We start from the raw sequence: 13217 nt of genomic DNA on the forward strand, positions 1-13217 counted from the left end.
TAAAGCTCGAAGCTTCCAACTCGCCTAACTCAAGGTTATTCATGCCCACACTCGCCGCCTGCGTCTCAGACCCCACCCGCGCCGCCCACATCAGCGCCCGCATCGACCGCCTGCCCGCCGTCGCCACTATTTGGCGCCTGGTGGCGTTGCTTTCCATCGGCGGCTTTTTCGAGCTGTATGACCTGTTCCAAACCGCCTATATCAGCCCTGGCCTGATCAGCGACGGGATTTTTCATACCGGCAGCGAAGGTGTTTTCGGCTTCTCGGACCAAGCCGCTTTCGCCTCGGCCACGTTCCTGGGCCTGTTCCTCGGCGCCAGCCTGCTCAGCCCCATCGCCGACCGCTTCGGGCGACGCGCGATTTTTACCTTTGCGCTGGTCTGGTACACGGTGGCCACGGTGCTGATGGGCATCCAGACCTCGGCCGTGGGCATCATCTGCATGCGCTTTCTGGTGGGCATTGGCCTTGGCATCGAACTGGTGACCATCGACGCCTACCTTTCGGAACTGGTGCCCAAGCGCATGCGCAGTTCGGCGTTTGCCTTTGCGTTTTTTATCCAGTTTCTGTCCGTACCGGCCGTGGCGTTGATGTCGTGGTGGCTGGTGCCACAGGCGCCGTTCGGTATCGCCGGGTGGCGCTGGGTGGTGTTGAGCAGTGCAGTGTTTGCATTGTTTATCTGGCAACTGCGCAAGCGCCTGCCGGAGTCACCGCGCTGGCTTGCACAAAAGGGACGCTTCGAAGAAGCCGACACGATCCTGAACAACCTGGAGGCACGCTGCCAAAAGGATCACGGCAAGCCGCTGGACATGCCGGAGCCCGAAGCGATCAGCGTGCAAGGCAGTGGCCGTTTCGCCGATATCTGGCAGCCGCCCTACCGCCGCCGCGCCTTGATGCTGATCGTGTTTCATGTATTCCAGGCCATCGGCTTCTTCGGCTTTGGCAACTGGCTGCCGGCCTTGCTCTCGGGCCAGGGGGTCAGCGTGACCCACAGCCTGCTCTACGCCTTCATCATCACCCTCGCCTACCCGCTGGGCCCGCTGTTGTTCGTCAAAGTGGCCAACCGCTTTGAGAACAAATGGCAGATTGTCGGCTCGGCCATGGGGGCGGTGATCTTCGGCAGCCTGTTTGCCCTGCAAACCACCGCGTTAGGGCTGATTTTCTGCGGGGTGATGATCACCTTCTGCAACGCCTGGCTGAGCTTCAGTTATCACTCCTACCAGAGCGAATTGTTCCCCACCAATATCCGTGCACGGGCGGTGGGGTTCTGTTATTCGTTCAGCCGTTTATCCACGGTGTTCAGCAGTTTGTTGATCGGTTTTATCCTCGAACACCTGGGTACGCCGGGTGTGTTGGCGTTTATCGCCAGCAGCATGTTGATCGTGATGATTACCATCAGTTGGTTCGGGCCACGCACGCGCAACCTGGCGCTGGAGAACATCGCTCACTGACGGCAACGGTTGGCCGCACAAGGAGAAGGCTTGCCACGCCGACGACTTCCGCCCCAGTAAACACTGGGGTCTGGCACCCGGCACAGTATTTGCTCCAGCTGTCGCACCGTCTGTTTTCATAGGTGACCGATCATGCTGGTTAACAACACTCAAGCGGCGTCGAACGTGCAACAGATCACGCGACCCGACATGGACCCCGCCAACGCCGCCGCCAGTGCGCTGTACAGCGGCGCTTTGCAGGCTGCGCAACACAGCGTCACAGTGCCGGCCGCGCAGAGGGAATTGGACAAGGCCAGCGATCGCATCGACGAAGCCTTCGCCAAGACCCGCGTGCAGTTACAGGCCACGACTAACGGGGCACGTACCGAGTTCACCGAATACATGAGCAAATCCCCGGCCGAACGTATTCGTGAACAGTTGCTCAAGGAACAAGGGCTGACCGAAGAGCAAGTGCAGGCGCTGCCCCAGGAAAAACAAGACGCCATCGCCAAACAAGTGGCCGAGCGCTTGAAGGAGCAACAACAGCAGCAGGTAGCGGCGAAGGCCACGGCTTCGCCAACCCAGACACTGAAGGAAACCCTGGCCGCTATCTAAACAGGTGGGAGCTGGCTTGCCTGCGATAGCATCACCTCAGCCCAACTGATACACCGAGGTGTCTGCATCGCAGGCAAGCCAGCTCCCACATTGTTCGGTTTAGCGGTCTGACTCAATGGGCTTGAAGACCACCTGCTGCACATCGACCTTTTTCGGGATCAGGCCGTTGGCAAAAAACAGGTCGGCGGTGCGTTGCTGGTTGGCGATGTCGATGGCCGCCAAGGGGCGGATCGGTTCAGGCGAGCGATGTTCGAAGTAGCTTTTGACCACCGCCGATGGCAGCCCTAGGGTGCCGGCCATCAGCGCGATGCTCGCGTCGGGCTGATCCAGCGACAGGCGCTGTGCTTTACCAAGCGTCTGGATAATCGTGGCGATGGCCTCGGGGTGCTGCTTGGCAAACGGGTGGTTGACCACGAAGAAACTGCCCGCAGGGTTCAGCCCTTGCCCATCCCCCAGCACGCGCGCCGAGCCGTCGATCACAGCGGCCGAGTAGTACGGGTCCCACACCACCCAGGCGTCCACCTTGCCTTGTTCAAACGCGGCACGGCCGTCGGAAGGCGACAGGTACACCACGTTCACATCCTTCCACTGCAACCCGGCGCGCAGCAGGCTCTTGAGAAACAGGTTGTGCGCACTGGAGCCCTTGAGCAACGCCACGCGCTTGCCCTTGAGTTCAGCCACGGTCTGCACCGTACTGGCCTTGGGCACCAGCACCGCTTCGGCCTTGCCCTCATTAGGCTCGACGGCGAAGTATTGCAAGTCTATCCCGGCCGCCTGGGCGAAGATCGGCGGGATGTCGCCAATATTGCCGATGTCCAGGCTGCCGGCGTTAAGCGCTTCGATCAGCGGCGGGCCGCCGAGAAATTCGGTCCACTGCACCTGTGTACCGGGCAGCGCCGCTTCGAAGAGTTTGTGCTCACGGGCGAGCACCATGCTGACCGAGCTTTTCTGGTAGCCGATGCGCAGCGTGGAAGGTTCGGCCGCTGAGGTGGGCTGCGCCAATACCGCCAATGCCAGCAGCGAACTGCCCAGCAGGTGTTTGATTGCTTTCATAAGTTGCCTCTTGGTGGTTCGATCAGATTCAAAGTGAGCACAGTAAGCGTGGAAGCTGGCGTGCCTGCGATGGCGGCCTGTCAGGGTCAGAGGTGTTGGCTGGCTCACCGCTATCGCAGGCAAGCCAGCTCCCACATTTGATCGGTGTGGGATTCAAGGCCGGTAACAGCGCGGGCCATATAGTCACTGACCGAGCGCTGGGAAATCCCCAGTTCGGCGGCGATCTGGGGGTACGTCAGGCCGTTGACGCGGGACAACAGGAACGTCGTCTTGACCTTGGCCGGCAAGCGCTCGAGCAATAGATCGATGGCTTGCAGGGCTTCGAGTACCTGGGCGCGGTCCTCGGCGCAGGCTGCATCGTCATCCAGCGCAGCGAAGTAGGTACGCTCCAGATCACGCCGACGCCACACCTGGTACACCAGGCGCTGGGCAATGGTGGTAAGCAATGCGCGGGGCTGTCGTATCGGCGCTATCTGAGGTGCACTCAGGAGCTGGACAAAGGCGTCGACGGCGATGTCTTCGGCGTGGGCACGGGAGTTGAGGTAGCGGTGCAAGCGGCTGCACAGCCAAGGGTAATGAATGCGAAACAGTGAGCCCACGTAATCGCTGTGAGCACTATCGGCGCCGGACATAGTGGCTCCTTCTGAGTAGGTTGCGCGGTATGTCCGGTGTTCCGGTGGAGCGATCCTAGCAAGGCTGCTTATGCTTTAATAATATTTAAAATGCATTTTTATATAACTCTATTGAAGTTTCGGGTAGCCGGCGCTGGCGGCCTGCCGTTGGTAATCCAACACCACCTGATAGTCGTCTTCGCTGGCAGGGAGCACGGTTTGCACACCCAAGGTTTGCGTCACCTGCGGCAGGTCCTGCAACGCCAGGTTCATCGCCTCACGAATCTGCGCCACCTGCACGTCGCTCAAGCCCAGCGCGCCTATGTAGGGCAAAGTCGGGCTCGGCGCGCTGCGGGTGATGACGCGCAGGCCCGCCACCTCTTCGGGGGCGAATCGGGCGAGGTAGTCGTAGGTGACGCTGTCGATGGCAGCGAGGTCGGCGCGGTCTTCACGCAGCCAGCGCAAGCTCTCGCGGTGGGCGCCGCTGATGCCGACGCTGGCGAAGAACCGCCCGTAGTGCTGCAACGGCGCCACGCAGTGACGCAGCAGGTTCATGCCGCTGTTGGAGTCGTGACCGTTGATCACGCCGCGGCTCTGGTAGAACTGCGCCAGGCGGTTACGCGGGTTGTCAGCGCGGGTCAACAGCAGGCTGCAATGTTCGCCGTGGCTGCTGTGGACCAACTCGTAACGGGGGCGCCCAATGATGCGTACCTGGCCGCGCAATTGGGTCATCAGCGGGTAGCCGCAGGTTTGGCTGACGAGCAATTGCGGCGAAAGCCACAGGCCGGGCAAGTCGAGGTGGTCGGCGTCAAGACGATGCAGCTTCAAGCGCTCAAGGATGCGCGCCAGCCAGCGTTGATTGGCCTGCTGGATGGGCTGGGGCGCAACGTACATGCGCAGGTCGGCGTAATGCTCACTCATGGTCGCCTCTCAGGCAAACGGGTGCCGGGGGCTGTCGATGGCCTTGAGGCCGTGGCGGCTGATCAACTGGCCGTAACCCTGCACCAGGAAACCGCCGCTGCGCGCCAGCCACTGCTCGCGCCGGGCACGGTACACCCTGGGCAGCAGGTACCACGGCAACTTTGGCAGATCGTGGTGTACCAGATGCAGATTGTTGTTGAGAAACAGCCAGGCCCAAGGCCAAGACGCTTCGTTAAGCACTGTGCGCTGTTCCGGCCGGAGATGGGGGCGGTGCTCATAGTAGGAACGGATCGAGGCCAGGGACAAGGCTGGCACGCTGACCAGCAGCAGGTAATGCCACACCGCAAGCGCGCTGTAGTAGGCGATGAAAATCAGCATCAGCACAGTGACGGCGCCGTGGGCCAGCCACATCGGCCATACCTGAGGCAGACGTTGAAACTCGTGACGTGCCAACTGGCCAATCGCCAACGGCGCAGCCAGCAGGAAGCGGCCAAGCACGGTCTTGGTCAGCCAATGCACGCCACGTTCGAACAGTGAGCTGTTGTTCCATTGCTGCTGATTGAGGTAGCGGCTTTCCGGGTCGATGCCCGGTAGGGTCAGGTCGTGGTCGTTATGGTGCAACAGGTGGCTGTCGCGGTACAGCGTGTAGGGTACCACACCGCGAACGGGGCATAGCCGAGGAGTTTATTCAGCCATAACGAACGAGTCGGGTGGCCGTGGAGCAATTCGTGCTGCACCGATAGCCACAGGGTCACCAGCGGAATCAGCAGCAACATGCTCAGCCACAGGCCCAGCCACCAGCTGCCAAGGATCACCGCGAACCAGCCGGCATATACGCCGATCAACAGCAGCCAGGTCGGCCACTCGGTTCTTGCCACAAAGGTCATCGCCAGGGCTTCGATTTCCCGGCGGTGGGTCGGATCAAGGTAATTGGCCATCGGCAGCTCAGAGCAGGTGTTTCCTGCTCTGTGCAATGAGGCGGGAAAATCTTGCAGATCGTTTGGTTCTAAGCGTGTAACTCAGTGACCGAACAGGCCTGCTTCGGATTTTTTGGTCTTCTTGTCCGCGCGTTTTTCATCCGCGGTCTTTGCCGGTTTTTTCTTCGCGGCTTTCTTTGAATCCATACCTTTGGCCATGATGCGTGCTCCACTAACAGGGGATGTAGCACTGGGTATACCACCTATTGCCCGGCAGAAGGCGCTTATAATCCCCTGCCCTGGATAACGCTTGTCTGAACCCCATGCCCCCATTGCACATCGAACCGCTGGCCGAGCCTCTGTGGCCACTGCTGAACAAGTTTTACCGCAGCCACAATTCATCGATGAAGGCGCTCAAGGGCGGCCGTTTGTGGGTAGTGCGAGATGGCGAGATCGTGGCCGGCTTGTGCTTGAGCCCGGTGGTGGGCGGGCAGTGGCTGACGGGGGTGTTTGTGGCGCCGACTCATCGTGGCCAGGGGCTGGCGGCTCGATTGATCGGCGAGGCCGTGGCGGGTATTGAGGGGACGGTTTGGTTGCTGTGCCATCCGGACCTGGAACGGTTGTATCAGAGGATGGGGTTCAGCCAGGACACGGTTTTGCCGCAATCGCTGAGTGAACGGCTGGTGCGTTACAAGCGCAATAAGCCGATGATTGCGATGGGGCTCAATGTCCAGGATAAACACTGAACCCATGTGGGAGCTGGCTTGCCTGCGATGGCGGTGGGCCAGCCAATCTATCTGTGACAGATACACCGCTATCGCAGGCAAGCCAGCTCCCACAGTTGAACTGTGGGTGTGTCAGAAGGGCTATTCGTCAGCCGTTGGGTCCAGCTCCGGGAACATCACTTCAATAAACCCGAATTTGCTGAAATCGGTAATCCGCGACGGGTACAGCCGGCCGATCAAATGGTCGCACTCATGCTGCACCACCCGCGCATGGAAACCGTCGGCAAAGCGTACGATCGGCTCGCCTTTGGGGTCGAACCCTTCGTAGCGAATCTGCTGGTAACGGTTCACGGCGCCGCGCAGGCCTGGCACCGACAGGCAACCTTCATAGCCCTCTTCCAGTACCGGGCTGAGCGGTGTGATCAGCGGGTTGATCAGGATGGTCTGCGGCACCGGCGGCGCGTCCGGGTAGCGTTCGCTGGCTTCGAAACCGAAGATCACCAGTTGCAGGTCCACCCCAATCTGCGGCGCGGCCAGGCCAACGCCGCCCACGTGCTCCATGGTCTGGAACATATCGTCGATCAGTTGCCACAGCTCCGGGCTGTCGAACATTTCCGGCGGTACCGGCGGGGCGATACGCAGCAGGCGCTCGTCGCCCATTTTCAGGATTTCACGGATCATTGTTCAGGCTCGGTCATGGGCTTGGAGTGGTCCCGGCCGAGGCCAGAGACGTGTTGTTTTTCATCGGTGTGGCCCGGCTCGCCTATTTCTTTCTCACCGGGGTCCTTGCCCTCGGCAGACATATGCTCGATGACCGCGTTCATCTCCGCGCCCAGCAGCAATACGGCGGCAGAGATGTAGAAATACAGGAGCAAGACAATGATCGCGCCGATGCTGCCATACATGGCGTTGTAGTCCGCGAAGGTCTTGACGTAGTAGCCAAAGCCCAGGGAGGCGACGATCCATACCACCACGGCCAAGACGGAGCCGGGGGTGATAAAGCGAAACTCCTGCTCAACGTCCGGCATCACGTAATACATGAGGGCCACGGCGAACATCAGCAAGATCACAATCAGCGGCCAGCGCAGGATGGTCCACAGCGTGACCACGAATTCCTGCATGCCGATCTGCCCGGCCAGCCACTCCATGACCTGTGGGCCCAGCACCATCAGCGCGGCGGCGGCCAGCAGCATGCCAGCGATGCCCACGGTGTAGAAAATCGACAGCGGGAAACGCTTCCAGATCGGCCGCCCTTCCACCACGTCGTAGGCGGCGTTCATGGCGCTCATCATCAGGCGCACGCCCGCAGAGGCCGTCCACAGTGCGATGACGATACCCACCGAGAGCAAGCCGCCCTTGGACTGCTGCAACTGATCGATCACCGGGTTGACCTGTTCCAGCGCCTGGGGAGGCAACACCAACTCCGATTGCAGGCGCAGCCAGGTGAAGAAGTCAGGCAGGTGCAGGAAACCGATCAGGGCAATGAGAAACAGCAGGAACGGAAACAAAGAGAACAGCATCTGGTAGGCCAGTGCCGAGGCGTAGGTAGGCATCTCGTCATCGACGAATTCCTTGACGGTGCGTACCAGCACCTTGTGCAGCTTGAGACCATCGAGTACCGGAAAAAGCATAGCGTCTCCTTTCGCCGCAAAGAGGTTGAGTTCGTGGGCGACTCAGGGGCCGTTTTCTACATCAAAGTAGCCCATTTGGCGACTTTGAAACAATTTCGAAAGTTTAGTTGCACCTTCAGATACAAAAACGGCCATCCGTGGATGGCCGTCGGGCTGCTGGGGGCTGCCCGCCAGGACGTGTTACTCAGTGGCTTTTTTCACTGCGTCCTTGGTCTTGCCCACTGCTTGCTGCGCTTCGCCTTTTTTCTCTTGGATCACGCCTTCAGCACGCAGTTTGTCGTTGTCTGTGACTTTACCGACGCCTTGCTTGATGTTACCCACAGCTTCGTTCGCCAAGCCCTTTACCTTATCGGAAGTGCTGCTCATGGTATTACTCCTGATAACAATCAAATGGTTTTTGGTCACTACGTAGCGGTTGACCTGAAGCGCAACGGCAGAGTTTCAATTATTTTTGCGCAAGCATTTCATCGAAAGCGGCAGGTTTGGCTTTATGTTTTGCAGCCAACCCACGAGAATGCCCGGCACATTCAGGCTGCAACGCTGAATAACAGATCCCGTAGGAAGGTTATGAAACTCAATAAAGCACAGGCCATTGCCCGCAGAAACCAGGAACTGGGCGGTGCCGTACTCGGCGTCAACAACTGCCACTTCACCGACCTGGACCGCAAACGCAACATCTGGTGGTTCGACCTGCCGGTGGGGCGCATTGCCGTGGGCCAGTACGAGTGGATCCACCTGTTGATGCACAACGCCGACACCGACCAGTTGCTGCACCTGAAGGTGCCGACCGTGTTCCTGCGTGAAAAACTCGAAGGGCTGGTGGTACGCAATGCGGGCAAGCGCAAGCCGGAGATTACCCTGGAGCTAAGCGCGGATAAGGACTCGTTCTTGAAAGATGTTCGCCCCGCCGGTGCGGGTGTGAGCTTCGCGCAGTTCGCCCTGTAAAAACCGTGCGGGCTGCCCTGACAGGCTCTTTGTAGGAGCGAGCTTGCTCGCGAAAAACTCACAGGCACCGCGTTTATCCAGCAAGCACGCGTTACCGTTGACGTTTTTCGCGAGCAAGCTCGCTCCTACAGCAGGTGATAACCGCGCCCCCCCATAAAAAATGACAGATGTCAAGTTCTGGGTGTAGAGGAATATCGGATCAGAAAGCTATGCAGAGCAACGGGTTAGGCTGGATTGAGGCCTCTTCTCACGCTGGCCACTTTGAAGGCTAGGAGCCATATGAGAGCGTCGAGGTAGCAAGCCCCAGCATGCCATAGCAGGCAGTTACAGAGCGCACAATTCGTTGTCATACTCCAGCAACGTCTGGATGCGCTCTCTGCCGCGCCGATCTGCCCTATGCAACTAAACTTGGTCGTATGAAAACTTGCAGGATACGAGTTGCCGAGTCGCTTGATATTCTTCGCCAGAGTACTGACGAATTCGCCCCCGTTCTGAAATCAGGTGCAAGTTCTTCCTTGCGCGTGATCCGATGACATACAGCAGTTTCAGCGCACTTTCTTGGCCGTTCGGGTCATTAAAGTGCGGCACCATGTCTTCCAACAAGGCATAGGCGATCACTGCATCAAATTCCGCCCCCTTCACGCCGTGGATCGTTGAAATAGTTATGCCTGTCCGGGTCTGAAATACCTTTCTAAACGTCTCGATGTCTCCAATGAATTCGCTGCCCTCGCTCTTCAGACGGTCAACTCTAGCTTGCGAGCTACCAAAGAACGCTGTGTGATGCTCTTGAAGCAGCGAGAAAAGACGAAAGTCGATCGCCAAGTTGGCAAATAGAATTTCAAAGAATTTGCGGAGATAGCTGAGTCCGTCAGTTTCATCTATCTTGATCGCATTGCATTCCCTTAACAGGGATTTTCGCGTGAATCTGGACACGCTCGCTCCGGCCGCTTCTAGGTCATTCAGGACATCGCCGGCCCATCGAAGTCTGCGCACATACATTGTCGGCGACGCCTGCGTAAGTGCAATCTTCGAGAGCTTGTACCAAAAATTCTCTGTATCACGTGCGAAGGGAACCATACCGGGCCCATCGAACGAATACTCAGGCATGTTCGCGACTAAGCGGCGTGTCATGCTTGCAAGATGCGTCCACTGTGGCGCGAGCACACAGACCTCATGGGGTGCGATTCCGGTGGTCTCGATGTTGAACCGGATAAGTCGGATCAACTCAGTCTCCAAGCCCGCCTTGCTTACTGTTTCGTCGAAAGAAACAAGACTCTGATAAGTCTTATCGCTGGATGCTGCCTCGATGCGAGTTGCATGAACGTTGAAGTTTCCGAAGTAGTCGATGATGCGCTCAGAAGAGCGATAGTTTCTCGACAGTTCGCGTTCTTCAATGTCGATGCCGGCCATTGACTTGAAATCACCGAAAGCTATCGGGTATCCACCGAGTGACTGATAAATCGCCTGATTGGGATCGCCGACAATGAAAGCCTTGGTCGCGCCTTGGCCAGCTTTCAAAATAGCAGTGATGATTGAATACTGAATTCGCTTGGTGTCCTGATACTCATCGACCAATAAGAAAGAAAACAGCTGTCCCAAGAGAGTGCTGATCGCAGGATGACGGGAAATCAGTTGGTAAGCATAGAAGAGGATGAGTTCAAAGTCGATTTGCCGATTTTCTCGTAGAATTTCGAAGTATCTACCCAGTATCTCGTGCAGACCGTTGTGTTTCCAAGCCTGTGGGCAGGAAATCACATAATCGGCTTCAGTAAAATAGAACTCGCAATCCCAGAACGTGATCTTTGGCTTCTGATAAGGTTTGCACAGGGCTTCGAGAATTTTCTCACGTTCATGCTGATCGATCACGCGGAAACCTCGATCTAATGCTTCGTGATAGATACCGTATGGTTTCAATATCCATTCAAGGCAAAACGAGTGGATTGTTCCTATCCATAGTCGTGATGTGTCCACCCCAAGACTCTCGATACGCTCATGGATCTCGTCGGCGGCACGGTGCGTATAGGTGATCGCAACAACAAATTGCTTATTCGACTGCAACCTTGACAACTCATAGGCGATTTTGTAAGTCAGCGTTCGAGTTTTCCCGCTACCGGGACAGGCAATGAGAAATGCACTCCCAGGCTGCAAGATGGCAGCTTCCTGCTCCGGGTTAAGGTCGCCTGTGTTCCAAGTAAACATGGTTAAAAGGCCTTAAGAACGTCGTTGATACGATCATCTGGGAAGGTGGCCAGCACTTCGTTTCGGATGCCAACGAAATCGATTTCACCTCTTCTAAAGGCTAGAAGCTTTTCCCTGAACTCGGTGAAAACCGCCGGTGCAGTGAAGATATCGTTTTCGTCAATGTAGTTCACGCGATAGCTAAGTATGTTGAACCAGACTTCCTTTGTGACCACCGGATGGGCGAAAGCGATAGCGTCCAAAATGTACTCAGGGATCGCCGTCTCTGGATCGATCTTTTTTCCCAGCAAAATGGCAAACCATCCCTTCCCATAGCTGTCCGCCATAGTCAGGGCTCTTTGGCCATATCGCGCGCTGTCAGCAGACTCTAGGTCTGCCTTCGCTTTCGCGATGGTTGGAGCATCTATGTAGACATCAGGAAGAATTCCTACTACCTTGCGAGCGTTACCGGCAGAGACAAAATCGACCTCGAAAGTGTGGGGAGAAAAAAACGGGGAAACCCATGGGTTATCTTTGAAGGACTCATCCAAGAGAGCCTTTCTGGCGATGCCTTTTTCTTGTGAGGCTTGATACTTTCTCTTGCGCCGGGCCATGCTTTCAGAGTCGCCAGCGACGGGCGCTGTGTCAATGATGGATTTGTCGAGGTCGGTTACGATGCTGCACCGCTTTCGGATTCGATCATCGTGGAATAGAACGGCGAGATTTTGAAAGCCAGTGCTTCGGATGTTGACCAAGCTGATGCCGAGTTCATCCAGACTGACACCAAGCACTTTCTTGATCAAAATCGGGATCAGGATTTCTTCAGCATCGCCCTCTACAAGAACGACGCTTTTGGCGAATAGCAGGTTGCTACGTACGGCATCCAAGTAGCGCTGGATGTTACCAACTTCCTTCGTGGTTAAACCGGTAGCAGGCTGATAGGCCACGCATTGACCCTGCTCTCTGCCGAGAATGTTCACATTCTGAACATTGCTTACCTCTGAGATCTGGGTCGAATGGGTCGAGTAAACAATCTGAGTGTCGTCGTATTGAAGCTTATCGAAGAGCGTCTTCTGGATGTGTGTATGAATGTGAGCCTCTGGCTCTTCAATCAGCAAGAAGTTGGCGATCGATTGCTTAGATTTCTGATATTTGAATTCCAACAGTTTCAATGTGAGGAAAATCAGGTTCGCACCACCCAAACTCAATTCGTGGATAGGCCCTTCGTGCCCCTCGTCCGATTCGCCGACAAACAGCTTAAGCGACTGGAACAGTTTGTCCGCTTCGTCTGGCAAATCAGACTTAATTGAAAGAGAAGATGGCGAGTAAGCCTCGCCCGCTGCGTCTTTAATGGTGTCTCGTATGTCCGTCCGGACTACTTGTACGTCTGGTAATGCCTCAATCGAGTCATTCAGTACTTTCACTCCATCGGTAATCGCTTGAAATGCCACAGGATCAATATCACCGCTCTTACCCTTCAAAAGGGACAATAGTGGATTGGTCCTGTTGTTGTGAAATTCCGACACAACATCTCGCAGTGCTTGAACGAAAGTGAAAGAAATTTCTTTGGAAACTGATAGTACACTTGGGATCTTGGCACCGATGGTAGGGAATTCGATTTCTTCGTTGAATCGGGCATTTTCAAAGTCACCGACCACCTCATTGTAAAAGGCCTCATCGTTGAAGTCAGCGTCGCTTCGGCCCGTGAAGATGGTTTCGTAGTCGTCCAAAGTGACAGCACTTAGGATCGCGTCGAGACCAGTGTGGTCGCCATCGTCTAACTGGGAGAGGCGCAGCCTGATCTCTTTCTTTGGGCGGAAGATGAGAGTATAGGTGGCCTTGCCGATTGCCTCATCATCGATGCCGACCGCCCCATGCAAGAACAAGGCTTGGATGGCTTCATCCTCCGAAATCTCCTCGAACTCAAGGCTGATGATGATCCAATGCCCTTGCCATCGTCCCAAACCGCGATGAAAGTCAGTTGAATCCAGTCGGTAGGCGGAGCGGATCATATTGTCATCAAGTAGTAGCCTGATCGCTCGAAAAAGGTTGGTTTTCCCTGATCCGTTTTCGCCAATGATTGTGTTGATGCCCTTTTGGAACAGCAGCTTGGTATTGGCAAAGTTTCTGTAGTTGACCAAGCTGAGTTTGGATATGTGCATAGGTTCCTCGTTCTGTTGACGAGGCACCCAAA

The 13217-nt window shown here is 56.5% G+C and carries 12 protein-coding genes and 1 pseudogene; 4 read left to right on the forward strand and 9 right to left on the reverse strand.

All coding sequences use genetic code 11. The features are described from left to right. Nucleotides 1-41 precede the first annotated feature (41 nt). Nucleotides 42-1448 (forward strand): MFS transporter, encoded by a 1407-nt coding sequence (locus TX24_RS26555; protein WP_057711761.1) that lies wholly within the window; start codon nucleotides 42-44, stop codon nucleotides 1446-1448. A gap of 132 nt (nucleotides 1449-1580) precedes the next feature. Next, the gene (locus TX24_RS26560; RefSeq protein ID WP_034134344.1) at nucleotides 1581-2042 is read left to right on the forward strand and encodes a hypothetical protein; all 462 of its coding nucleotides are present in this window, start codon (nucleotides 1581-1583) and stop codon (nucleotides 2040-2042) included. Between the two features lie 99 nt (nucleotides 2043-2141). On the opposite strand, the gene TX24_RS26565 is transcribed toward TX24_RS26560, so the two are convergent. The 4 genes and pseudogenes from TX24_RS26565 to TX24_RS26580 form a co-directional block, all read right to left on the reverse strand. Next, the gene (locus tag TX24_RS26565) at nucleotides 2142-3095 is read right to left on the reverse strand and encodes an aliphatic sulfonate ABC transporter substrate-binding protein (protein WP_057711762.1); all 954 of its coding nucleotides are present in this window, start codon (nucleotides 3093-3095) and stop codon (nucleotides 2142-2144) included. Between the two features lie 110 nt (nucleotides 3096-3205). Further along, nucleotides 3206-3727 carry a sigma-70 family RNA polymerase sigma factor gene (locus TX24_RS26570; RefSeq protein WP_057711763.1) on the reverse strand — a complete coding sequence of 174 codons (522 nt, stop codon included), beginning with the start codon at nucleotides 3725-3727 and terminating at the stop codon, nucleotides 3206-3208. 108 nt (nucleotides 3728-3835) lie between these two features. Then, nucleotides 3836-4627 carry a phosphate/phosphite/phosphonate ABC transporter substrate-binding protein gene (locus TX24_RS26575; RefSeq protein WP_057711764.1) on the reverse strand — a complete coding sequence of 264 codons (792 nt, stop codon included), beginning with the start codon at nucleotides 4625-4627 and terminating at the stop codon, nucleotides 3836-3838. Nucleotides 4628-4636: 9 nt separating this feature from the next. Beyond that, nucleotides 4637-5565 (reverse strand): annotated as a pseudogene (locus TX24_RS26580) (fatty acid desaturase). 302 nt (nucleotides 5566-5867) lie between these two features. Here TX24_RS26580 and TX24_RS26585 point away from each other — a divergent pair. Beyond that, on the forward strand, nucleotides 5868-6290 hold the full coding sequence (locus tag TX24_RS26585) for a GNAT family N-acetyltransferase (protein WP_057711765.1): 423 nt from the start codon (nucleotides 5868-5870) through the stop codon (nucleotides 6288-6290). Nucleotides 6291-6410: 120 nt separating this feature from the next. Here TX24_RS26585 and def read toward each other — a convergent pair whose 3' ends face one another. From def to TX24_RS26600, 3 genes are all read right to left on the reverse strand, one after another. Further along, complete coding sequence (def, locus tag TX24_RS26590) at nucleotides 6411-6950, reverse strand: peptide deformylase (protein WP_003193731.1); 540 nt, start codon at nucleotides 6948-6950, stop codon at nucleotides 6411-6413. Next, a complete protein-coding gene (locus TX24_RS26595; RefSeq protein WP_003193733.1) occupies nucleotides 6947-7900 on the reverse strand; it encodes a YihY/virulence factor BrkB family protein in 954 nt (317 codons plus the stop codon). Before TX24_RS26595 ends, def begins: the two co-directional genes overlap by 4 nt. 180 nt (nucleotides 7901-8080) lie before the next feature. Then, nucleotides 8081-8266 carry a CsbD family protein gene (locus TX24_RS26600; protein ID WP_003193737.1) on the reverse strand — a complete coding sequence of 62 codons (186 nt, stop codon included), beginning with the start codon at nucleotides 8264-8266 and terminating at the stop codon, nucleotides 8081-8083. Nucleotides 8267-8467: 201 nt separating this feature from the next. On the opposite strand from TX24_RS26600, the gene TX24_RS26605 reads away from it, so the two are divergent. Continuing rightward, a complete protein-coding gene (locus TX24_RS26605) occupies nucleotides 8468-8845 on the forward strand; it encodes a hypothetical protein (RefSeq protein ID WP_003193739.1) in 378 nt (125 codons plus the stop codon). Nucleotides 8846-9247: 402 nt separating this feature from the next. On the opposite strand, the gene TX24_RS26610 is transcribed toward TX24_RS26605, so the two are convergent. Together TX24_RS26610 and TX24_RS26615 are read right to left on the reverse strand one after the other, a co-directional pair. After that, nucleotides 9248-11044 (reverse strand): UvrD-helicase domain-containing protein, encoded by a 1797-nt coding sequence (locus tag TX24_RS26610; RefSeq protein ID WP_034071744.1) that lies wholly within the window; start codon nucleotides 11042-11044, stop codon nucleotides 9248-9250. 2 nt (nucleotides 11045-11046) lie between these two features. Beyond that, complete coding sequence (locus TX24_RS26615) at nucleotides 11047-13185, reverse strand: AAA family ATPase (RefSeq protein WP_034071745.1); 2139 nt, start codon at nucleotides 13183-13185, stop codon at nucleotides 11047-11049. Between the last annotated feature and the right edge of the window lie 32 nt (nucleotides 13186-13217).

The organism is Pseudomonas lactis (genome assembly GCF_001439845.1).
Lineage (GTDB): Bacteria > Pseudomonadota > Gammaproteobacteria > Pseudomonadales > Pseudomonadaceae > Aquipseudomonas > Aquipseudomonas lactis.